The sequence below is a fragment of the Leptospira semungkisensis genome, assembly GCF_004770055.1.
Lineage (GTDB): Bacteria > Spirochaetota > Leptospiria > Leptospirales > Leptospiraceae > Leptospira_B > Leptospira_B semungkisensis.
The window spans coordinates 997488-1019399 of sequence record NZ_RQEP01000005.1; the positions used below are offsets into that span (position 1 = coordinate 997488).

The window sequence follows — 21912 nt, forward strand, 5'->3', positions numbered from 1 at the left end:
CAACAAGATCTTATTCTATCAAACTTCTTTTAAATACAAGGTAGGACTTCTTTTCCATTCCTTGCGCAAGGCTGCGAAGTACATTCCTGCTACTGCGATATTCAATCCTATATAATAGATCAGAATCTCTAGCCAAGGAACGGTTGCTTGGATCTCGAATATTACTTGGGATAAATACTCGGAAACTCCCCAAACCAATCCAAATGCCAAAAAGAAGGAGAGGTTTGCGAGTAGAAGGGATTCTGCCAGAAAATACTTTCGTAAGAAGTCCCTGGATCCGCCTATAATCCTCAAAAGAGAAGTCTCTTCTAATCTTTCCTTTCTGCTTAGTTCTAAAGAAGAAAGTATGAGCAACAAGGATGAGATCACGATCAATGCGGTCATCCATTGGATTGCAAACGAGATCTTTTCTAAGATTCCCATAAAGGATCGGATCGCTTTTTCAGTATCCACTATTGTCATATTCGGGAACTCATTAATCAGTTCCTTTTGCAATGCATATCTGTCTTGGGCCGATTCGAGTAAGAACGAACTTAAATAGAATTTAGGAGCCTTCTCCAAGATTCCTTTCGAGAACAAGACCACAAAATTCGGTCTCATGTCGGACCAGTTGACTGTTCTGAAATTTCGGATGATGCCTGTGACTTCTACTCCTCCAATAGAGAAGGTAAGTTTGTCTCCTAGATCCACTTTTAGATTCTTGGAGAAATCCTTTTCAATGGAGATTTGATCTTCTTCTCCTTTTCTCCAGAAGTCTCCATCCGTTACTTTTTCAGTCGGATATAAATTCTCTCGATAAGATAGAAAGTATTCTCTGGTCCTAGCCGTGGATCTCCAGTCTCTTCTAAGCGCAGAGAGTTCCATGTCTTCTTTCTTGACCAATTCTCCGTTGATATGAGATAACCGAGCACCTATGACAGGAGATACCATTAGCTTCTGAGCTTGGAACTTGGCAGCAGTTTGTTGGAATGTGTCCAACTGCTCTGGGCGAATATCTAGAATGAACATATTCGGCCTTCTTTCTTTATCCTTCGCTCCGCTATATTCCAATAAGCTATTGCTCAAGAATAAGCTAAGTAGAAGAACGAACACAGAAGAACCAAGTCCTACTACTACCCAAGGTAATCCAGTCCTAGGTCTATCTAATTTTCTGAAAGCCATTCTGAGACTTGCAGAGAGTTCTAATCTCTTTAACGCAAATCTAAGTCCGAACCTAAATATTAAGATTCCTAAATATACAAGAACTGGTAGAAATAAAAGTGTTCCGCAAAGTATTAATCCTTTGATCCAATCTCCGGTTTCCCACCATGCGAGTACGAAGAATAAACCAAAGACTGCAACGAAGGAAATGGATTGCCTCCATTCCGGTCTTGGAACAGAAGAAAGTTCGCTAGCAAAGTCAGCTTTCAACGCGTACATAGGACTTAAGTTCCTTGATTTGGATAAGCTTTCCCAAGCAGAAACCAATGGTACCACCCATGCTAACACGAATCCCCATAAGAATGCTCTGAGTGTAGGAACTGAATTCGGTTCGAACAGAAACTCACTGTTTGCTAAATTCGGGATTTGATTCTGTAAGAAGATTCCGAATCCGAAACCTAGAATAGCACCGATCGTAGATAAAAGTAATAGTTCACCTAATACCAAACCCAAGACTAGATTTGGTCCTGCTCCCAAGCATTTATACACGGCAAACGTATTCGACTTGGATCGGATCAATGCTCTGCTTGTTAGAAGGATAGAAATTCCCCCTAAGAAGAATGCGCATAATGCCAATAAGGAAAAGAAATCCAATGTGTTGGTAAGGAATTTTTGAGATCCTGAATTTGCTTCTGTGCTTTCATAAAGGATCAGATCGTTCTTTGCAAATTCCTTAAACTTGTTTTTCTTATATTCGCTCGCATCCGTTTGCTTAGGAAGAAGGATTGGGATCTGATAATTGATCCTAGATCCTCTTTGTTCTAAACCGGTATCCGCTAACGAATCTTTATGAATGATCGAGCTTGGAGCCATGGATAAAAAGTTACCCGCCATGCCAGGTTCTTTGATAAGACTTCCCTTTAAGATAAAGACTGATTCTCCTAATTGAACCTCATCTCCCTTTTTTAATTTTAGATTTTGGATAAGACTGCTTTCGAGAAGGATCTCTCCTGTTTGCAAGGAACGATATGCGTTTTTGGGTTCTGTTTCTACAGCTCCGAAATAAGGATATTCTCCCTTGATCGCTTTTACGAGAGAAAGAGTGGAGTCCTGGTTTTTAGGATTCCTAAGCATAGAAGGGAATTGCACTAATTCAGAGGATTTGCTTCCTTTTGGCAATTCTCCCACTAAAAACGCTGTTTGCTTCTCGCTAAGTGGGGCCGGAGAAGTTGCGACCAGGTCCGCCCCCAGTATATTTTTGGCCTCTTTCAAGATAGATTGAGAGAATTGGTCCCTATAGGAGTGAACCGCAAGAACTGCACCAGTTCCGATTGTGATCGCTAATATGATTTGTAAGGAAGAAGTCTTTTTAGAGAAGATCTCTCGGAACATTACCTTTATAAAGAAGCGTAAATTCATTTCTTCTTACCGCGAGTAGTAGCTTTTTTAGGAGATGCTTTGGACTTGCTTGCGTTCAATATGACCCCGTCTCTCATTTCTAAGACTCGATCTGCAATTGCGGCGACTTTGGGATCATGAGTTACTACAAGTAGAGTAGACTTTCTATCTCGATTTAATCCTTTTAAGAGAGCCATAATATTCTCTCCATTCTTCTTATCCAAATTTGCAGTAGGTTCGTCTGCGAACAATAACTTAGGCTCATGAATAAAGGATCTAGCAATCGCGACTCTTTGCTCTTCTCCTCCTGAGAGTTGGCTTGGAAAATTATGTGCTCTATGAGAGATACCTACTTTCTCTAACCAATACATAGCTTTCTCTTGGATTGCTTTCTCCGATAAGTTAGTGGTCAAAGCAAGAGGAAGACACACATTCTCTAGAGCGTTTAACGTTTTGATCAGTTGAAAGTTTTGGAATATGAATCCGATCTGCTTGCCTCTGATCTTTGCAAGTTCATCTTCTGTTTTTTCGAACAAGGAGACACCATCTAAAAGTACTTTTCCAGAGTCTGCTTTATCTAATCCTGCTGAAACAGCCAATAACGTTGATTTGCCGGAACCAGAAGGACCTATGATGGCAACAAATTCTCCTTCCTTAATATGAAATGAAACGTCTTTTAATACGTTAAACTGTTGATCTGCGACGGTATAAGACTTGTTTAAGTCCGTGATTGATAACAATGTGCACCTACCTTCTGTCTTTGACTGACCTAAACTCGGCATTTGATAGGAAATTTATTTTCCTCACAAAAAACCGTACTTGAAAAACTATTCCAAAGGAAAGCGCGCATGGAATTTTTTTTCAAAAAAATTGCAGTCATTTTCACAAACTTCCAACCTAATTTTTTTTGACTCTAGAGTGAGCCGATTTTATAAAGTAACTCTCGACATACGGAAGTCGAGAGCCGAAAACAAGACTCACACTTCGGACTTATTTACACTCCGTAAATAAAAAGATATTAGATGGATTTTTCTGGGAGCAAAATGCAATTATTAACTGTGACGGAATTCAACGAACAAGAAGCGGAACTCACTCAAGCGCAAAGTAAGCAACTCACATGCAAAGGATGCGGTAAACTAACACCGAATCTCTTTCAGTACGATCTATGTCGTGACTGCTTGAACCTAACTTTTAAACGATTGATCAAGGTTATTGACTCAGTACGTAAATAAGTTCGTTTCCTTCCATCCCATTTTCAACTACATCTAAGCAAATAAGAGCTTAGTTCGCTCCTCAGAAGCCGGTTTCCACCGGCTTTCTTCATTTCTGACCGAGTATAGTGAGTAAGGTTCCCTTCTGAAAGGCCCTTCTGCTTCATAAAAAAGAATTGGATTCTAGGCCGGACTAAAAAACTTCACGGTATGGACTATCCGTTTCGGGAAATTGAATCAAAATGGCAATCTTACTGGGAAAAGAACTCTTCTTTTCGGACGGATCTACGCTCTAAGAAGCCTAAATTCTATTGCTTGGACATGTTTCCTTATCCCTCAGGCGCGGGATTACATGTAGGCCACCCCGAAGGTTATACAGCAACTGACATAGTTTCCAGATACAAGAGAATGAAAGGATTCGAAGTACTTCATCCAATGGGATGGGACGCTTTCGGTCTTCCCGCAGAGCGATATGCGATGCAAACAGGGATCCATCCTGCTTTAACTACCAAGCAAAACGTAGATAATTTCAGAAGACAGATCAAAATGATAGGTCTTTCATACGATTGGGATAGAGAGATCTCCACCACAGACCCGAAATACTATAAATTTACTCAATGGATCTTCTTAAAATTATACGAATCCTGGTATGATCCTCAATCTTCTCAGGCAAAACCAATCGCTGAATTGCTTAAAAGGTTCGAAGCCAAAGGATCAGAAGGATTCGAAGGCCTCGAAGCCTTCTCCGCAAAGGATTGGAAGGAATATTCGGATGCGAAAAAAGAAAGCGTTCTATCCGAATTCCGTCTCGTTTACCAAGCAGAGATTCCTGTGAATTGGTGCCCTGGCTTAGGGACCGTTCTTGCAAACGAAGAAGTAGAAGAATGGGTAGGTAAGGGCTACGAAGTGGTTCGTAAGCCTATGCGTCAGTATATGATGCGTATCACCGCGTATGCAGAGAGACTGTTAGAAGATTTAAGTCTTGTATCTTGGCCTCAATCCACTTTGGAAATGCAGAAGAATTGGATTGGAAAGAGCGAAGGTCTAGAATTAATTTTTCCATTCGAATCTTCCACATCTGCAAGGGTAGAAGGAGCCAAGGCCAAGCTCGACGAAAAACTTCGCAATGCTAAGGAACTAGGCTTCGGTGGAGTGAAGGTTTATACGACTCGTCCTGATACTGTGTTCGGTGTCACCTATATGGTTCTCGCACCGGAACATCCTTTGGTGGATGTGCTTACTTCTCCGGAACAATGGGAGAAGGTGCAGGAATATAAAAAGACTTCTGCGTTAAAGAGCGATTTGGATAGAACTGAGCTTTCTAAAGAGAAGTCCGGAGTCTTTACCGGAGCTTATGTTCTGAATCCTGCAGATCCTTCTAAGAAGATCCAGGTTTGGATCGGCGATTATGTTTTATATGGATATGGAACAGGAGCCATCATGGCAGTCCCTGCTCATGACCAAAGAGACTATGAATTCGCAAAAGCTTTCGGTTTGGAAATCCTTCCTGTTATCCAAGGAGATCTTTCGCAAGGAGCTTTCGATTCTAAGGAATCCGTTTGCATCAACTCTTCTTCTTCGGAGATCTCCATAGACGGTTTGAAGTATAAGGATGCATTCTCTAAGATTGCCGATTGGGCGGAGAAAAAGAATATAGGAAGAAAGAAAATTCAGTTCAAGCTAAGAGACTGGCTTTTCGCTCGCCAAAGATATTGGGGGGAGCCTATTCCGTTGGTTCACTATCCTTCCGGAGTAAGTAAGGCGATTCCCGAGTCCGAACTTCCATTAGAACTTCCTAATTTATCGGAATTTAAACCTTCAGGCACGGGAGAATCTCCTCTTGCTCTTGCAGGCGATTGGTTGAAATACAAGGACCCCGAAACTGGGGAAGTGGGAACTAGAGAAACAAATACCATGCCTCAATGGGCGGGTTCTTGCTGGTACTATCTTCGTTATATAGATCCTGAAAATCCGAAGCAATTCGTGGATCCTGAATTGGAAAAGGCTTGGATGCCTGTGGATCTATATGTGGGTGGAGCGGAGCACGCAGTTCTTCACTTATTGTACTCTCGTTTTTGGCATAAGGTATTATTCGATCTAGGATATGTAACTACTCCGGAGCCTTTCAAGAAATTGGTTCACCAAGGATTGATCTTGGGAGAAGACAAACGCAAGATGTCTAAGTCACTTGGGAATGTAGTGAATCCGGATGAGGTGGTTACCAATTTCGGAGCAGACAGTTTACGCCTCTTTGAAATGTTTATGGGTCCTTTTGAGATGGTCAAGCCTTGGAGCACTAGAGGAGTGGAGGGAGTCTTTCGCTTTCTGAATCGGGTTTGGAGATTGTATCATTCCGGCGCTGAGGAATCTTTCCGTTTAGAAGACATAGGGCCGAATGAAGATGAACTAAAGATCCTTCACAGGACTATCAAGAAGATAGAAGACGATATCAATAATTTCTCATTCAATACTGCGATCTCTCAGCTCATGATCTTTGTGAATGAGCTTACACCGAGTGCTCGCAGACCTCGTAAGATCTTGGAAACATTCTTGCTTTTGATTGCTCCTTTCTCTCCTCATTTGGCGGAAGAACTCTGGGCTCTTGCAGGCAAAAAAGATTCCTTAACCTACGAACCGTTTCCAAGCTATGAAGAAAAGTATCTGACTGACGACGAGATAATGATCGTAGTGCAGGTGAACGGAAAGTTAAGAGGCGAATTCAAAGCGTCGAAAGAGATCGGACAAGAAGAAGCTATCAAAACTGCAAAGGCTCTGGACAAGGTACAGATATTCTTGGACGGAAAGCAGATCCGCAAAGAGATCTATGTTCCAGGAAAACTCGTGAACCTAGTAGTCGGTTAAGAGAAACGATTCGGATACAAAAAAGCCTCTCGGATTAGAGAGGCTTTTTATTTTCTCAGAGCTGTTTGCTCGTATACTCACTTCAAAAGAATAAACGCAAGTAAACCTACTAGCAATACCACTCCCACTAAGATCACATAGTTAAGAGCTCCGCTCGATTCCGATTTACCGGACATTCCCGCAGGACGAGGAGCGGCTCCTCCAGCAGTTTTAGGTCGGGCTAAACGAACAGGTCTTTCTTCGAATGCTTGCAGAAGAGCTCCAGCAGGTCCTTTTGCAAAAATATGATATTCGTTCTTACCGGAAGCGATCCCTACAAAGGTCCCGATCACAGGCTTTACATTTCCATCCTTGTCCATCGCGCCCAAGGTCTTAGCGATCGCTTTTTCCTCAGGAGAAACTGCAGGAAGTTGAAGAAGGATCTTATCTCCTTCATTTAACTCGTCGAAATCGATTCCGTTTACAGGAGAGAGAATTGTCTTTGCTTGGACCACTCTACCGAAACCTTTGCGAATGGTTTCGATCTGTCTAAGAACAGCCGCTTTTTCTGGATCGATATTTTCAACCGGACCACCTCCTTCTGCCACTTCCTCAGGAGGTTTAGCAATCGGTTGAAGGATCCCGGTAAAGAAACTCTTGCCTCTGCATTTTAAACTAGAAACGAATTCTACGTCTGCTTGGACACGGATCATATTGATCTTCATCGCAGTCTTGATCTGATTCTCTAAGAGATTGATCAATGCAGAAGGATCGTTGCGATCCCACATAGGATAATATTGTTCTAATATTTGTTTGTTTAACTTCGTATGAAGAATTCTTCCGATCTGCTCGGATAATCCGGGATCTGGAGCTTCTTCTCTTGCGGCTTCAGCGATATCATGAGAGATCTGTCCGAAATCTTCGAAGGTTCTGATCTTACGAATGGTAGGTGCATTGGAAAATAAAGAGTACAATTCGAGGAATTCGTTTTTGTATCTGGACAAAAGTCCCAGAACGACTCCTGCTCTATTTTCTATATCGATCCGTAATTTGAGTAAATAGGCGTCTTTGATTTTACCTTGGATTAATTCGATGGCTTGCTCTTCCGTATGAACGGATTCCAAGGCAAGATTCATCTGATTCGCCTGTTCTTGGAGCTTGCTTGTTTGCGGGTTTTGTTCCATTTTTGCTCAGGCCTAACCGATTATTAGCGGCTTTCTCAGGTCATGCTAAGCCACTAGCCTTTTCTTGTAACCATTTTTGATATCTTTGTCTTCGAGGTACATAAGAATCTGCTAATGGGATCTCGACTCTGGCAACCGTTCTATTTTCGGACTGTCTACTGTAGATAGTAAACAAATGCCGGTCATAGCCGCTTTGGGCTACCAGTATCTCAACCATTGTGATACCCATTCCTGCACCTTCTGTGGTATCACCATATTTCATATAGTATTCGAAGAGATTGTCAAATTCTTTCGAATGAACGAATTTCTCTCTGATTCTCTTTTCTTCTCGTATCGCTAATGTAAAATTATTCTGCACCAGAAGAATGATCCGATCCGAGGAAAAGCTAACCGTCACTTTTACGAAGAGACCATGCTCTTTCATCTTTCTGCGATAGTACGGGAATTTTCTGCTGACTAGGTTTTCTTTGAATGATTCCATTCCGAGATCGTATTGAGACGGATCTCCTATATTTAAGCCCAGTTCCTTGAATAGAACGCGCTTGATCGCGGCTTTTGTCGCGTTAACAATCAACTCTTTTGCAGAAGTGAATAAGAGTTCGATTAAATCGTCTCTTCTATACTTAGAGAGTACGCTTTGAAGGATATGTTTGAGTTTATTTTCGCCCCGAGTACTCAGGACGTAGGTAATGATTGAAATCGGCTCTTCTTTTTTTACGGCCGTCTCGACCTCGAAGAGGAATTCTTGGGGAAGTTCCTCGATTCCCTCGTACATTTGGATTCTCGATTATACGGACCCTACCTTGCTTACGAGAAAAAAACGAAAATGTGTCCCGAAAAAAGAAGGGAATATTTCGGCTAAAACTGCAAAAAAACAGGCCCGTACTTGTAGAAAAGCAGCTCTTCCCTCTTTTTAAAAGGGAAAGCTATAGAATGTCTTTTAGGTTAAGAGCAGATTCCGAATTTAGGAATTTGCCGATCTCATCCATAACTGCTCCCACTTCAGGCTTGCAGGAACGAATAACGTTAGCTAATTTAGGATCGGTTCCAGGGATCTTTCCCTCATGGAATTTGAGTTTGAATTCGGTAAATTTCAGGCCGTGAGCGGTTGAGATTACCACCACCTTCTCGCCTTTCGCAATCGTTCCCTTTGCTCTCAGCTTATACAAGGCAGCCAAGGCCACTCCGGTATGAGGATCGTTGTATAGTCCGAACAAGTCCGTCTTGGCAGACGCTTCCGAAAGTTCCGCTTCGCTGGCTTGCTCCACGATTCCATTGAATTTCTTTAAAGTACGGATCGCTTTTTGAACGGAGACCGGATTTCCGATTTGGATTGCGGAAGCAAGTGTAGGCTTTGCATCAACCGGACTGAATTCTTCGAAATTCTTTAAATAAGAAAGATATAATGGATTCGCATTCTCCGCTTGGGCGAGTACGATTCTAGGAAGTTTATCGATTAGCCCTAATTCCTTGGCCATCTCGAAACCTGCACCTAGAGCGGACACGTTACCCAGGTTTCCGCCGGGAATAATCACCCAGTCAGGAACGTTCCATTCTAACTGCTGTACTATTTCGGGAGCGATCGTCTTTTGTCCTTCGATACGAAGGCTGTTCATCGAATTTGCTAAATAAATTCCGGCTTCCTTAGTAACTTCTTTCACGATCTTCATGCAACCGTCAAAGTCTGTCTCCAATGCGATCACCTTGGCTCCGTTGGAAACCGGTTGGATCAATTGTGCCTGAGAAACTTTTCCGGCAGGCAAGAAGATGATGGCTGGAATTCCTGCTTTCGCAGCATAAGAAGCCAAAGCCGCAGAAGTATCTCCTGAGCTTGCACAGGCCACTGCGCGTATCTTTGTTCCGGAGTTCAGCATGTGTTTCACTTGAGAAAGAAGCACTGTCATTCCCAAGTCTTTGAAGGAACCTGTGTGGGAGATCCCACATTGTTTGATCCAAAGATCGCCGAGACCAAAATGTTTGGTCAATCTTTCTGAATGAAATAAATGCGAAAGACCTTCACCAGAGGTCACGATCTCAGAGTCCTGAACATGAGGAAGAACCCATTCTCTCTTGTTCCAGATCCCGGAAGTGTTAGGGAATTTCACCGAACCCAAGCGGGAATCGAATAATTCTCTCCATTCCTTTCCGGAAGTTTCCTTGAGAGCGTTTATGTCGTGAGAGACTTGGAGAAGGCTCCCACATTTACGACATTCATACACGACCTCGTTCAGATCGTAGGTTGCTCCGCAAGAATCGTTGATACAGCGGAACTCCGCTTTCAACTTGGTGAAGGTTAAACTCATACTTTAGATAGAGTTTAAAATGTCCTTTTTTTTGGCATCAAATTCTTCCTGAGAAATCAAGCCTTGGTCCAACATGCTCTTTAGCTTTTGGAGGCGAGCGCTTGCATCGTTTTGATTGTTCGCAGCACCTGCATTGTTCTGACCAGCAGCCATTCCGGACATCATGTTGCCCATATTCATTCCCATTCCAAGCCCGAGCCCAGCTGACATACCTTGGCCGGCATTCCCGCTTTCGTTCTTGGCTGCGGCTTCTCCGATATCCAACATTCTTTTCTGCTGGTACATTCCACCCAAGGTCTCGATTTCGAACTTGTCTGTGAGAACTTTTTGGATCTTTTGGAAGTTAGGATCATTCTGATCGAAGTTGATGGATTGAACAAAGAAGTCTACGACCTCGATCCCGTACTTGGAGAAGTCAGGTTGTACTTTCGTCTTTCCTGCTGAAGAAGCTTCTTCTAAATATTGGTTTAACTTAGTAATAGGTTCGCCTGATTTCAAAACGACTTCGGCTAGAAAATCACTGAGCCTAGTCACGATCATTGGACGAAGGAAGCTATCTACTTGGTCTTGTGTGTAAACTCCTCTCGATCCCACAACACCGACTGCAAACGCTTTTGAATCGGTGATCTTGATATTATAAGAACCATTCGCTCTTAATCCGAGAGTGATCATGTACTTAGGATCTTCTACTTGAACAGGAGCAGGAGTTCCCCATTTCAATTGTATCAGAGCTTTGTTGATATATACCACTTCGGCGGTGAAAGGAGTTTGTCCTCCGAAGGGAAGGTTCACTAGTTTTTCTAAAATAGGAACGTTACCCGTTTTTAATGTGTGGGTTCCTGCTCCGAAAACATCCAGGGCTTTTCCTTCCTTAAAGAAGACAGCCTCTTGGCTTTCGTTTACTACGAGTTGTCCGAAAGTGCTGATATCGTTTCTGGGAAATTTCCAGACCACTTCTCCCGGTTGTCCCTCGTATTTGATTACGTCTATTAATGCCATACAAACTCCTTGGAAATTATTTTATTCCCGTCTTAACTTAGGGCAAATCAAAAATGGATTTATTGTTTTAGAAAGACATCCCGTCTCTTCTTCAGAGCGGAATCGAATTCGTCCAGTTCTCCCCTGAACTTGCTCACCCAATCTCTCACAGCATCCATGGTGGATTCTCTATTCAAACTGTGGGCCTTGCATTTTTCGGCTAATTCTTCGGCATGATGAAGAAGGGAATAATCCCATTCTGCAAGTGCCTCCAATTCGGACTCGCTAGCTTTGAAACCTGTGCCGAGCCCGTTTAAACCGTAGCTTGCTCCTACAATCTCGTTTTTCAATCTTTCCACTAATGAAAGTAAGACCTCAGTGGAGCCGATTAGATCCAACCTTCTATCTTTTACGAAATCTTCTTCAATCCTTCGGATCGGTTCTTTGAGAGAATCTAATCTTTTGGAAAGTTCGGCTCTAGCAAGTCTATCTGCATCATAATACTGATGGTTCTTCAGGATTTCTCCGTAAAAAGGAAATTTAGAGAGAAAGGTTTTCACGGAACCTTTTTCGGCTTGGAACCTCGATATATAGCTGGAGATGGGACTGTTCGAAGACATTGCTTAAGAATCGGAGAAAATTTAAAAGCCTGCAAGACAATTTCTTTCTCGCTAACTCCGAGTTTAAGTATAAATATGTCAGTTTATCTCCATGCAGTCATTGATTCGTTATCTTTCTCCTTTGAATCATGGGATCTTTCGATGGCTTCGGCTTGCGTTCCCTGTACTGTTTGCGATCTTTATAGTTCTTTATCTTCGTATCTTTGTAATTCAATTCTATCTGATTAGCGGCACAAGCATGATGCCTAGCTATAAGGAAAACGATTGGGTCATTGTTAAGAAATGGGGATTTCCTGCTCAAGTGGGACCTTGGGTAATTTCCTTCTTAGATCCTAGTGTAGATAGATTCGATGTACTTGTTTTGGATGGGATCGGAACAGAGCTGAGTTTGAAAAGAGTGGTGGGTTTGCCCGGAGATTTCTTTCGATTCTCGGAAGGAAGGATCCACATCAATGACTCTTCTCTCGAAGAACCGTTTATCAATTCAGGTTATAAGACACAGCCTCCTTCTACTTCTATCTTGCCTGTGGTTGGCATAGCGGGGAATATCGGGATCGGGGATTCTGGTCGTATTCCGCCTGGATATATCTTGGTCTTGGGAGACAATAGAGAGTTCTCTACGGATTCCAGAAATTATGGGCTCATTCCTTTTCGAAAACTCAGGGGCAAAGTAATCACTAGCTTTTAGTCCTTCGAGCGAGAGGATTCTTTTCGATTCGATTCATGCCGGTTTGTTTTGGCGGGGAAGGCCAAGATTTCACTTGTACTGAAAAAGCTCTTCTTTCATTCTGAAAAAGACCGAAACTAGTAATGGGACAGAATCGAAAGAATGGATTATAATCTTCTAAACCGCAAACGGTTCACGATTCTATTCGTTCTACTTTGCGTATTTTTTACAGGCTTACTAATTCGCGTCGGCTTTCTAGTCTTCTTCAATGATCGAGAGATCGCTTTCAAGAATGGAGAAAGAATATTAAGAGGCGCTATCTATGATAGAAGGGGGATCGAACTCGCTCTCTCTATCGATTCTTCCACGATCGGGATCTATCCTGGAAATGTTTACGATCCGAATTTCACAGCAGTACAAATCTCTCCTTTTCTAGATATTCCTCCTGAAAGAATAGAATCCTTGATACGAGAGAAGAGCAGATACTTTCTTTTGAAAAGGGAAATAGACGATACTACCGCAAGCAGGATTATGGAGATGGCTCTGCCTGGAGTTCGTAGAGAAAGAGAATTCAAAAGGGTATATCCTCACGGAAGTTTGGCCGCAAGTCTTGTGGGTTTTACCGGGATGGACGATGACAAGGCACTTTCCGGTTTAGAATATTATTATAATCGCGAGCTCATGACTCCGACAGAAAGCGATCCGACGAGAGGTGCGAATGTTCACCTGACCTTGGATGGTCTGATCCAATTTAAATTGGAAAAAGCCTTAGGCAAGAGATTCGAAGAAGCAGGAGCCAAAAGAGCTGTCGGTCTGCTCATGGAGATTCACACAGGGCGTATACTTGCTATGGCGAGTTTTCCTTCTTTCGATCCGAACCGATATGCTTCTTTTGAGGAATATACTCATACAAACTGGGCGATTCGACACGTCTACGAACCCGGTTCCACGATGAAGATCTTTCTCGCGAGTATTCTACTTAACGAAAATTTAATACGTCCGGACGAGAAGTTCGAATGTCCCGGATATGTGGACTACGGAAAGACACGTATCAAGTGTACTCATGTTCACGGAAAAGTAAACTTAGAGGAGATATTGCAATATTCCTGCAATGCTGGAATCATTAAGGCAGCCTCTAAAATTCCCAACGACGTGCTTTTCGAATACATGAGACGCTTTAGATTCGGAGATAGATCCGGACTTCTTCCAAACGAATCGGTAGGCTATATGCCGAATCTAAACAAATGGACTCCTACTACTCCGATGTTCATGGCGATCGGCCAAGGTATCTCGGTTACTCCGATCCAATTAGTGGCTTCTGCCGCTTCGATCGTAAACGGAGGAAGGTTTATTACTCCTAGAGTAGTTTCACATATCACGGATGCATACGGAGAAGTATTGCATGAATTCCGTTCCGAAGAGGCGCCTGTCGGGATCAAAGAATACAGCACAGAGAAACTTTTAAGAGCGATGACTAGAGTCGTTCAAGCAGGAACTGGAAAGAACGCATATATCCAAGAATATTCCATTGCGGGAAAGACCGGAACAGGACAAAAATCCATATCCGGTCGAGGATACCAAGACGGCTTATGGTCTGCATCCTTCTTAGGATTCTTTCCTGCAGACAAGCCGAAGGTAGTGGGTTTGATCTTATTCGATGAACCTCGAGGAGACAGCCATACTGGAGGCGGGCTCGCGGCGCCAGTATTCAGAGAAGTAGTGGAGAATATCATTCCGATCATAGAGCAAGGCGAAAGAACGGTTAACGTTAGATTGCCTAAGTTGGATCGAAAGCCTCTACAATCCAAGTCGGATCGTTTGCCGGATCTATCAGGAAAGAGTAAGAGAGAAGTAGTAGAATTACTCTCTCCATTAGGGGTTCCGTATAAATTGCATGGAAGCGGATTCTGTTATGAACAAGAGCCTTCTGCCGGATCTTCCTACGAAGGAAAAAGGATCAATATATTCTTCCAATGAACGAGTTCAGCTCGGAATTGCTCGAGAAAAACCTAGAAGCTCTGCGTAGCTTCGCTCCGGAAGCCGCAGATAGAATACGATCCTCCTCCCAAGAACTAGAACTTATACAAACGAATGCAGGACTTCCTACTCTTAAGATCGGAAGCATATATCTCCATAGCTCCAGAGATCCATGGACAGAATCCGTCAGGCAGCTCGCAGAATTAAATAAAGGGGACGAAGAAAGAGCCTTCTTATTTTTTGGTGCCGGACTCGGATACTCCATACGACATGCGCTCGAATTCGACAAGATTATCTGTGTTTGGATGGAACCGTTTCCGGAGATTATGCGTTATGCGTTCTCTACTTATGATTTCTCCGGATCTATCAAGTCGGGAAAGCTAAGGGTCTTCTTACCTCCTTATGAAGAGGCCGCATTCTATGAGGGATTTAAAGGGATCTCTGGACTTCCAGTAAGCTTTATTCCTCATAGAGGCAGTTTACAATGGAAGAAGGATGAATACCAAGAACTCCGGTTCTTAGCGGAAACATTCTTTCATAAGAAAGATGTGAACACTGCAACGTTGACCCGATTCGAAAAGGTCTGGACCGGAAATTTTCTAAGAAACCTTCCAGAGCTAGCGAACTTAGAACCCATCCGCGAATTATTCGGGATCTGTAAATCCAAAGTGGATGTGGTAGTCTGCGGAGCTGGGCCTTCTCTTTATCTTTCATTGCAAGAGCTGAAAGAATATAGAGAGAACTTTCTGTTGATCGCAGTGGATACGGCTCTATTGATTCTACAAAAAGTAGGAATAGATCCTGATATAGTATTCAGCGTGGATCCCCAACCTCTAAATTCCAAATATTTAGAAGGATATATCGGCAAGGCCAAATTCGTATTCGATCCTACGACTTCATATCATTCATTAAGAATGCCTTATATAGAGAAAAAGCAGTATATGACTTCTTCTCCTTTTCCTTGGATCAAGTTGATCGAGGAGGCGGTTCCGGGAGGATTGGGTTCTGTAGATTTCGGAGGCTCTGTTTCTACAAATGCGACCAGCCTCGCCGAAAAGATGGAAGCAAGATCCATTTTGCTGCTTGGACAGGATCTTTCTTTTCCTGGAACTCAGGCTCACTGCAAAGGAGCGATCTTAGAAGAAAGATTGAACTTTTTAGAATCCCGTAAGTTTAGAAGAGAACATCATAACTATAAGCAGATGACTGCTCTTCCCGCAAAATGGGTAGAGTCGGTGAGAGGAAGTAAACTCAGAACGAATGAAAAGCTTTTGATCTTTAAGAAATGGTTCGAAGAAAGACAAAAGGATAGACCTTGGAGAAATCTCGGCAAAGACGGAGCAAAGCTAGAAGGAATTAATAATGCAAACTTTGCAGATTGGTTCCGGGAGAATCCTTCCGATGTTTCTGCGATCCATGAAGTAAGAAATACAATCCAATCTTCTAAAGGGCTGGGAGTAGATAGAGAGAATGTGCTCCAATCACTCCGCAAAGTCTATAAAGAATTAAAAGAATTTAAAGTACAAGTGAGTGCAGGAGAAGTTCTCTCTAAAAAAATCTACACTCTGATCCAAAAAGGGGAGAAGGACAAGGAATCCATCCGAGTCGCGTTAAACGAAATATCTTCGATAGACGACTCTATCAGTTCTAAAAAAGGACTTACCGAATTCTTGGGGATCAGTTTGCAGAGAGTGATCCTTGCAATTACAGAAGGATACGATACCGAGCTCACTTTAGAAGAGAAAAAGAATGAAAGGCTATCCATCGCCAAGAAAAGCCTGCTGCTTTATTCCGGTTTGAAGACTGCGACAGAGATGAATATCCGTCTTTTGAGCAAGTCCCTAGCTAGATTCACCCAAAACTCTTAAGAATTCACTCCGAATCCTGACATAAGTGCGTCACATTGCATTTTTCGGACCAAAAAACCCTCTTGGAAATTTTTTCTTTTTTCTCTTGACGAAAGTTGTGCTACGCACTAAAAGTGGATTGTGCGCTGCACAACGGCGTAACCAAGGAGCACAAAATGGAAAAACAAATTCTAGATATCCTAAACGCAGGTCTCGGTCTTGTTAAGAGCGGCCAAGAAGGTCTGGATAAAGCGAAAGCAGATTTTACTAAGAGTTTCCAAGAACTCGCAGCTAAAGGCGCTTCCGACAATTCAGAAGCTTCTGTTCGTGTTCGTGAGTTCGTAGACAAGTTCTTGAACGAAGCGAAAGAACTGACTACCGCAGCTAACAAAACCTACGAAGATACTCGCGCTAAGGCCCTTGAAATCTATAGCCAAGTTGTTGAGGAAGCTAAGAAAATCGTTCCTCAAGATCAAATTGATGCTATTAAGGCTAAATTTAGCGAAGTTACTGAGACTGTTAAAAAAGCAGCTCCAGTTAAGAAAACTGCTTAATCAGCCCTTTGAACCTCCCATATCGGCGGGAGTTTCTTCCCGCCGACAATTTTTTCCCCTCTCTATTTTATAAAAACCTAATCTTTAAGATCTAACTTCGGTAAAACGAAAAGGAACGTTCGTAATCGTTATTCTTGATCAGCTAGCAAAGAAGAATAAACTTCGAATAGCCTTTGAATTCCTTGCTCGGTCTCTTGTTCACTTGCGTTGGAGAAATTCCAGCGAAGATGATTACGAATTTGATCTCCTATATAAAAAGCAGAGCCAGGAACAGTGGCCAAACCTTTCTCCAAGCATTTTCGAAATAGAAGATCAGTATCGATCCTTTTCGGGAATTCCAGCCAGAAGAATAGTCCTCCCTTAGGCATCTCAAACGGAAGAGTGGCTCCAAAAGTTTTCTCTAAACAATTGAAAGTATGAACTGCCTTTCTTTGATACACTTCTCTAATCTTAGAAAGATGAGTCTCATATTTGTCGGAAGAGACAAATTGAAAAACAAGCTCCTGGTTCATTGTAGGAGAATGTAGGTCCATGGATTGCTTTTGGACGATCAAATCTTTGATCATAGGTTTAGGTGCTCTGATCCAACCCACTCTCAATCCGGGAGACAATGTTTTGGAGAAGGTTCCGATCGAAACGGTTCGATCCGGATTTAAGTTATATAAAGAAACTGGCATACTTCCACTAAAACTAAGTTCTCTATAAGCAGTATCTTCCAAGAGGGGAAGTCCATACGAAGAAGAAAGTTCACAGATCCTTTCTCGAGACTTGCTAGAATAAGAATGCCCGGAAGGATTCTGAAAATCAGGAACACAATAGAAGAACTTAGGTTTTTCGGAATAAGATCTTAAGATATACTCCAATTGATCTGTATTCGGACCTTCCTCTTTCTCGTAATCTACTCCTAGAAAATTGGGGGAATACGAGGAGAAAACTTGAATGGCTCCGAGATAACTGGGTCTCTCTAAGACTATATTAGAATTTTCTTCTATAAAATATCTGCTGATTAAGTCCAAGGCTTGTTGGGAAGCACTGGTGATGATGATCTCCTCGGCCGAAGAATCCGGATAATAACGTTCTGCGATCCAAGCCCTTAACTCAGGATGTCCTTGCGTGTCCGCATATTGGAAGAGCTTGGATCCTTTTTGAAGAGCAGAGTTTTGAAAGATTTCCGTTAATTCTTGAATGGGAAATAGTGAATCGTCAGGCAAGCCTCCCGCAAAGGAGATCACGTTAGGCGAATCTATCACCTTGAGTATATCCCTAGTAACGGAAACTGGTGTCTTGCTTGTTCTGGAAGAAGGTCGGAAGGATTCCGCAAAATTCGACTCGGATCTTGTAATTAGCTTGCTCATACCTTATTTATTGTTTATACATTGTTTAGAATTTCCCATACAGATACAGAAATTGATTTTATGACCAATACAGATCGGGCTAATACAAAATACTCCAGAATTGCATCTTCTCTGATCGGTAGAATAGAATCTGGAGAATTTGCTCCTGGCTCCAAACTTCCATCCTTACGAAAGATATGCGCTTCTGAGGAATGCAATTTATCCACTGCAGTAGAGGCATTTGGAATATTGCAAGAAAGAGGTTTTATTAGCGGAAGAGAAAGATCAGGATATTATGTTCTTCCCCGCCCGGAGGTGAGGCCTCAATTCAGATTGGAAAAACCAGTAAGAGTTTCTAATCCGACTGTTCCTGAGGAAGTGAGTTCTTTGATGTCAGAATTGGCGGATCCGAGTTTTATTCCTTTCGGTGCAGCAGTTCCTGATTCTCAGTTCTTGCCGAATTCAGCTCTCCAAAAAGCATATAAGGAATCCTTAAAGGACCAACAAGTATATAAATATGCGGATGCGGCAGGACTCTATGAACTCAGAAAGAAGATAGCGATACGAGCCTCCGGAAGAGAAAGAAGAATCTCTCCAGAAGAAGTATTTATCACCCTCGGTTGTTCTGAGGCTGCGTTTTTAGCTTTGAGCCTTTTTTTAAAGCCTGGAGATAAAGTCGTAGTAGAATCTCCTTTGCATTTTGTTCTTTATCAAATATTAGAAAAGCTGAAACTAAAAGCGGTGGAGATCCCTACGAATCCGTATACTGGATTGGATTTGGATTCTTATCTTTCCGTAGTCAAAAAAGAAAATCCGAAGTTCCTGATCACTATTCCTACTTTTTCAAATCCGAGCGGCAGTCTTATGCCGATCGAGTCCAAAAAAGAAGTGCTCCGAATTTCAGGTCGTTTCGGGATCAGGATCTTAGAAGACGATATTTATGGGGATCTACAACATGCAGGAGGAGTTCGGCCTCCTTCTTTGCTTTCTTTAGATAAGGAAGGTTTGGTGACTCAGGTCTCTTCTCTTTCCAAATCAGTGAATCCGGGCTTGCGTATTGGATGGATGATTTCTGAAAAGAACCAAGTAGAAAAGGCAAGGCAACTGAGGTTAGTCGAATCCATTTCCTTACCCGCAGCTTCTCAATTGGCTGCTTCTTATTTTATGGGCTCCTTGGCTCATGAAAGGCATTTAAGAGAATTTAGAAGAAGGTTAAGTGGATTAGTCTTATCTTATGCGGATACTTTCTTAGAATATTTTCCCAAGGGAACTGTAGTCCCGATCCCGAAGGGAGGCTTCTTGCTTTGGATAGAACTTCCGAAAGGAAAAGATTCTAGAAGGCTCCGATTCCAAGCAGCAAAGAAGAAGATCAGTTTGGTTCCTGGAAATCTTTTCTCTTTATCAGGAAAGTATGTGAACAATTTCAGGATCAATGCGGGAGTTTTCATGGGACCTCGAGTTATTTCCGCCATCCAGACATTGGGAAAAATCGCCAAAGAAATCTAGATTAAATTATTGTGAGTCAGAATCAGTTCGGATTATTGTCGTAAGCGCACATGAATTTAGAAACGGAAATCCAACAGCCTTCAGTTTTATGTAGTCCGAATGGAAAAGTAAACCGCAATGGGATCGGATGGTCCAAGACTCCGATACATAGGTGTAATGTTAACGGTCATTGGCCTAGAAAGAAAAAATGGAATTATTGGTGCTTCTACGATAACAACTTCTTGGCTTCCTTTACGATTTCCGATCTGGATTATGCCGGTGTTATTTTTTGTTACTGGTTGGACCGTAAAACGGGAGAATTTCGAGAGAGCACAGTAATCTCTCCTTTCGGCAAAGGTGCTATGTTGGGACAAACTGTTTCCAGTACTGCACGCTTCGAAGGCAAGCAAGGCTTTCTAAATTTTCAAACAAGAGAAGACGGATCCTATCTAATCTCCGTGGACTTTATGAAAGGCGGTCCAAAGTCCATCAAGGCAGAACTTACATTAGAAATTCCTAATCAATGGGAAAGTTTGAATGTGGTGGTTCCTTGGAGTGCAAATCGTTTTCAATATACTCATAAGCTATTCGGATTGGGAGTCAAAGGCAAGGTTGAGTTCGGAGGGAGATCCTACGAATTCCAGCCCAAAGATTCTTTTGCAGTTTTGGATTATGGAAGAGGGGTTTGGCCTTATTCCACTCAATGGAATTGGGCATCCATGTCGTATCGTCCGGTTTCCAACGAGGTCTATGGGATCAATCTAGGCGGAGGTTGGACGGATGGGACCGGTACAACAGAGAACGCTTTATTGATCAATGGTAGAATTTATAAGATTCCTTCTGTAGTTGCTTTCGAATTTGATAAGAAGGATCCGAAAAAACCTTGGATGATCTACTCCAAGGAGAGCAAGGCTGTCGAGCTTGTATTCACTCCAGATTTTCATCGCAAGGCAGCGTCCAATTTCGGGATTATTGCATCTAAAGTGGACCAAATGATCGGAAGTTTTGATGGGGTTCTTCGTATCGGTAAAAACGAATTTAGGATTGAAAGCGGACAGGGCTGGGCTGAGAATCATATCGCTCGCTGGTAAACGAAATGATCCAACTCTCCGAATATTCAACTGACCCGACTGAATCCATCGAAAAAGAAGAGGCCGAAGAGATTCGCCTCAAAGACCTAAATAAGATCGTAGAGTTACAAACCAGATTATTCGCGAGTAAGAAAAAATCCCTGCTCATCGTTTTGCAGGGAGTAGATGCGGCCGGCAAGGACGGAACCGTTAAGAAATTATTCGCCGGCCTAAATCCACTCGGGTGCACCTGCCAGGCCTGGAAGGCCCCAACCTCAGAGGAACTGAGCCATGACTTTCTTTGGAGGATCCATAAATCGGTTCCTGCGAAAGGATGGACCCAGATCTTCAATCGTTCCCAGTATGAGGACATTCTTGTTCCGTATGTAAAAGGATCTTTGCATAAGGAGAAGCTTCACTCCAGACTAGATGCAATCCGTTTCTTTGAGAATTTTCTGGTCGAAGAGAACGATACCCAGATTCTGAAGTTCTTCCTTCATATTTCCAAAAAGGAACAAAAGAAACGGATCGAAGAGAGGATGCAGGATCCCACAAAGAATTGGAAATTCGACCCGAGCGATCTGGAAGCTCATGAAAAATTCCATGAATACCAAAACGCTTACGAATTCATCTTTAATCATTCCAAAGATTCCCTTCCTTGGGAGATCATTCCTGCGGATAAGAAATGGTATCGGGATTATCTGATTACCAAAGCTGTCAAAAAATGCCTGGAGAAGATGGATCTCAGTTATCCTGAACTGGATTCGAGCCTCGGGCTACCTTCTCTCTCGGAATAATTTTTTTCTATTTTTTTCCCTTTTCTTTAATTCTCAGTTGACCCTTTTTGTGCGGTGCAATAAAAGTGGATTGTGCGCCGCACTAAATATGTGGGCCTAAAGGAGAGAAAAATGGAAAAGCAACTGTTGGATATTCTGAACGCTGGAATCGGTCTTTTGAAATCAGGTCAGGAAGGTTTGGACAAAGCGAAAGGTGATCTGGAAAAAACTTATGGCGAATTAGTAGCGAAAGGCGCTGCTGACAATTCTGAGACTTCCGTTAAGATCCGTGAGTCCGTTGATAAACTTTTGAATGAGATCAAAGAAGTTTCCACCGTAGCTGGAAAAAACTACGAAGATACTCGCTCTAAAATCGTAGAGAAGTACAACCAAATTTCTGAAGAAATTAAGAAACGCGTTCCAGAAGGACAACTCGAAGCGGTTAAAGCAAAACTTGCTGAAGTAGCTGAAACTATCAAAGCTACCACTGCAAAGGCAAAAGCTTAATCCCTTTGTTATAAGAGCGG

The 21912-nt window shown here is 42.5% G+C and carries 18 protein-coding genes; 10 read left to right on the forward strand and 8 right to left on the reverse strand.

Annotated features, from left to right (window positions below; translation table 11 throughout):
• Positions 1 to 18 precede the first annotated feature (18 nt).
• Positions 19 to 2559: an ABC transporter permease gene (locus tag EHO59_RS04795; RefSeq protein WP_135585261.1), complete on the reverse strand. Its 2541-nt coding sequence runs from the start codon at positions 2557 to 2559 to the stop codon at positions 19 to 21.
• Positions 2556 to 3278 carry an ABC transporter ATP-binding protein gene (locus EHO59_RS04800; RefSeq protein WP_135585263.1) on the reverse strand — a complete coding sequence of 241 codons (723 nt, stop codon included), beginning with the start codon at positions 3276 to 3278 and terminating at the stop codon, positions 2556 to 2558. Before EHO59_RS04800 ends, EHO59_RS04795 begins: the two co-directional genes overlap by 4 nt.
• A 303-nt stretch (positions 3279 to 3581) precedes the next feature.
• On the opposite strand from EHO59_RS04800, the gene EHO59_RS04805 reads away from it, so the two are divergent.
• Both EHO59_RS04805 and leuS read left to right on the forward strand, forming a co-directional pair.
• Positions 3582 to 3770, forward strand: coding sequence for a hypothetical protein (locus EHO59_RS04805; protein WP_425460205.1), 189 nt, complete (start codon positions 3582 to 3584; stop codon positions 3768 to 3770).
• 189 nt (positions 3771 to 3959) lie between these two features.
• The gene (leuS, locus tag EHO59_RS04810) at positions 3960 to 6611 is read left to right on the forward strand and encodes a leucine--tRNA ligase (protein ID WP_135585267.1); all 2652 of its coding nucleotides are present in this window, start codon (positions 3960 to 3962) and stop codon (positions 6609 to 6611) included.
• A 77-nt stretch (positions 6612 to 6688) separates the two neighbouring features.
• Here leuS and EHO59_RS04815 read toward each other — a convergent pair whose 3' ends face one another.
• From EHO59_RS04815 to EHO59_RS04835, 5 genes are all read right to left on the reverse strand, one after another.
• Positions 6689 to 7774: an LIC10486 family protein gene (locus EHO59_RS04815; protein ID WP_135585269.1), complete on the reverse strand. Its 1086-nt coding sequence runs from the start codon at positions 7772 to 7774 to the stop codon at positions 6689 to 6691.
• 40 nt (positions 7775 to 7814) lie between these two features.
• The gene (locus EHO59_RS04820; protein WP_135585272.1) at positions 7815 to 8549 is read right to left on the reverse strand and encodes a hypothetical protein; all 735 of its coding nucleotides are present in this window, start codon (positions 8547 to 8549) and stop codon (positions 7815 to 7817) included.
• A gap of 151 nt (positions 8550 to 8700) precedes the next feature.
• On the reverse strand, positions 8701 to 10077 hold the full coding sequence (gene thrC, locus EHO59_RS04825) for a threonine synthase (protein WP_135585274.1): 1377 nt from the start codon (positions 10075 to 10077) through the stop codon (positions 8701 to 8703).
• 3 nt (positions 10078 to 10080) lie between these two features.
• Positions 10081 to 11076: an SPFH domain-containing protein gene (locus EHO59_RS04830; protein WP_135585276.1), complete on the reverse strand. Its 996-nt coding sequence runs from the start codon at positions 11074 to 11076 to the stop codon at positions 10081 to 10083.
• Between the two features lie 59 nt (positions 11077 to 11135).
• Positions 11136 to 11675 carry an LIMLP_15305 family protein gene (locus tag EHO59_RS04835; RefSeq protein WP_135585278.1) on the reverse strand — a complete coding sequence of 180 codons (540 nt, stop codon included), beginning with the start codon at positions 11673 to 11675 and terminating at the stop codon, positions 11136 to 11138.
• A gap of 91 nt (positions 11676 to 11766) precedes the next feature.
• Here EHO59_RS04835 and lepB point away from each other — a divergent pair, with 91 nt between their 5' ends.
• The 4 genes from lepB to EHO59_RS04855 all read left to right on the forward strand — a co-directional run bounded on the left by lepB (position 11767) and on the right by EHO59_RS04855 (position 16720).
• Positions 11767 to 12363, forward strand: a complete 597-nt coding sequence (gene lepB, locus EHO59_RS04840) for a signal peptidase I (protein WP_135585280.1) — start codon at positions 11767 to 11769, stop codon at positions 12361 to 12363.
• A gap of 141 nt (positions 12364 to 12504) precedes the next feature.
• On the forward strand, positions 12505 to 14319 hold the full coding sequence (locus EHO59_RS04845) for a penicillin-binding protein (RefSeq protein ID WP_135585282.1): 1815 nt from the start codon (positions 12505 to 12507) through the stop codon (positions 14317 to 14319).
• A complete protein-coding gene (locus EHO59_RS04850; RefSeq protein WP_135585285.1) occupies positions 14316 to 16187 on the forward strand; it encodes a motility associated factor glycosyltransferase family protein in 1872 nt (623 codons plus the stop codon). Before EHO59_RS04845 ends, EHO59_RS04850 begins: the two co-directional genes overlap by 4 nt.
• Before the next feature lie 155 nt (positions 16188 to 16342).
• A complete protein-coding gene (locus EHO59_RS04855; RefSeq protein WP_135585287.1) occupies positions 16343 to 16720 on the forward strand; it encodes a phasin-related domain-containing protein in 378 nt (125 codons plus the stop codon).
• A 128-nt stretch (positions 16721 to 16848) separates the two neighbouring features.
• On the opposite strand, the gene EHO59_RS04860 is transcribed toward EHO59_RS04855, so the two are convergent.
• A complete protein-coding gene (locus EHO59_RS04860; protein ID WP_135585289.1) occupies positions 16849 to 18075 on the reverse strand; it encodes an aminotransferase-like domain-containing protein in 1227 nt (408 codons plus the stop codon).
• A 60-nt stretch (positions 18076 to 18135) separates the two neighbouring features.
• On the opposite strand from EHO59_RS04860, the gene EHO59_RS04865 reads away from it, so the two are divergent.
• The 4 genes from EHO59_RS04865 to EHO59_RS04880 all read left to right on the forward strand — a co-directional run bounded on the left by EHO59_RS04865 (position 18136) and on the right by EHO59_RS04880 (position 21892).
• The gene (locus EHO59_RS04865) at positions 18136 to 19560 is read left to right on the forward strand and encodes an aminotransferase-like domain-containing protein (RefSeq protein ID WP_135585291.1); all 1425 of its coding nucleotides are present in this window, start codon (positions 18136 to 18138) and stop codon (positions 19558 to 19560) included.
• Between the two features lie 50 nt (positions 19561 to 19610).
• Positions 19611 to 20630, forward strand: coding sequence for a DUF2804 domain-containing protein (locus tag EHO59_RS04870; RefSeq protein WP_135585294.1), 1020 nt, complete (start codon positions 19611 to 19613; stop codon positions 20628 to 20630).
• Positions 20631 to 20638: 8 nt separating this feature from the next.
• Positions 20639 to 21406 carry a PPK2 family polyphosphate kinase gene (locus EHO59_RS04875; RefSeq protein ID WP_425460216.1) on the forward strand — a complete coding sequence of 256 codons (768 nt, stop codon included), beginning with the start codon at positions 20639 to 20641 and terminating at the stop codon, positions 21404 to 21406.
• A 111-nt stretch (positions 21407 to 21517) separates the two neighbouring features.
• Positions 21518 to 21892 (forward strand): phasin-related domain-containing protein, encoded by a 375-nt coding sequence (locus EHO59_RS04880; protein ID WP_135585298.1) that lies wholly within the window; start codon positions 21518 to 21520, stop codon positions 21890 to 21892.
• Positions 21893 to 21912 lie beyond the last annotated feature (20 nt).

Excerpts from the sequence above, each read along its gene's own strand:
- EHO59_RS04795 (WP_135585261.1), bottom strand. The coding sequence starts at position 2,559 with ATGAATTTACGCTTCTTTATAAAGGTAATGTTCCGAGAGATCTTCTCT.
- EHO59_RS04805 (WP_425460205.1), top strand. The coding sequence starts at position 3,582 with ATGCAATTATTAACTGTGACGGAATTCAACGAACAAGAAGCGGAACTC.
- leuS (WP_135585267.1), top strand. The coding sequence starts at position 3,960 with ATGGACTATCCGTTTCGGGAAATTGAATCAAAATGGCAATCTTACTGG.
- EHO59_RS04815 (WP_135585269.1), bottom strand. The coding sequence starts at position 7,774 with ATGGAACAAAACCCGCAAACAAGCAAGCTCCAAGAACAGGCGAATCAG.
- EHO59_RS04820 (WP_135585272.1), bottom strand. The coding sequence starts at position 8,549 with ATGTACGAGGGAATCGAGGAACTTCCCCAAGAATTCCTCTTCGAGGTC.
- thrC (WP_135585274.1), bottom strand. The coding sequence starts at position 10,077 with ATGAGTTTAACCTTCACCAAGTTGAAAGCGGAGTTCCGCTGTATCAAC.
- EHO59_RS04830 (WP_135585276.1), bottom strand. The coding sequence starts at position 11,076 with ATGGCATTAATAGACGTAATCAAATACGAGGGACAACCGGGAGAAGTG.
- EHO59_RS04835 (WP_135585278.1), bottom strand. The coding sequence starts at position 11,675 with ATGTCTTCGAACAGTCCCATCTCCAGCTATATATCGAGGTTCCAAGCC.
- lepB (WP_135585280.1), top strand. The coding sequence starts at position 11,767 with ATGCAGTCATTGATTCGTTATCTTTCTCCTTTGAATCATGGGATCTTT.
- EHO59_RS04845 (WP_135585282.1), top strand. The coding sequence starts at position 12,505 with ATGGATTATAATCTTCTAAACCGCAAACGGTTCACGATTCTATTCGTT.
- EHO59_RS04850 (WP_135585285.1), top strand. The coding sequence starts at position 14,316 with ATGAACGAGTTCAGCTCGGAATTGCTCGAGAAAAACCTAGAAGCTCTG.
- EHO59_RS04855 (WP_135585287.1), top strand. The coding sequence starts at position 16,343 with ATGGAAAAACAAATTCTAGATATCCTAAACGCAGGTCTCGGTCTTGTT.
- EHO59_RS04860 (WP_135585289.1), bottom strand. The coding sequence starts at position 18,075 with ATGAGCAAGCTAATTACAAGATCCGAGTCGAATTTTGCGGAATCCTTC.
- EHO59_RS04865 (WP_135585291.1), top strand. The coding sequence starts at position 18,136 with ATGACCAATACAGATCGGGCTAATACAAAATACTCCAGAATTGCATCT.
- EHO59_RS04870 (WP_135585294.1), top strand. The coding sequence starts at position 19,611 with ATGAATTTAGAAACGGAAATCCAACAGCCTTCAGTTTTATGTAGTCCG.
- EHO59_RS04880 (WP_135585298.1), top strand. The coding sequence starts at position 21,518 with ATGGAAAAGCAACTGTTGGATATTCTGAACGCTGGAATCGGTCTTTTG.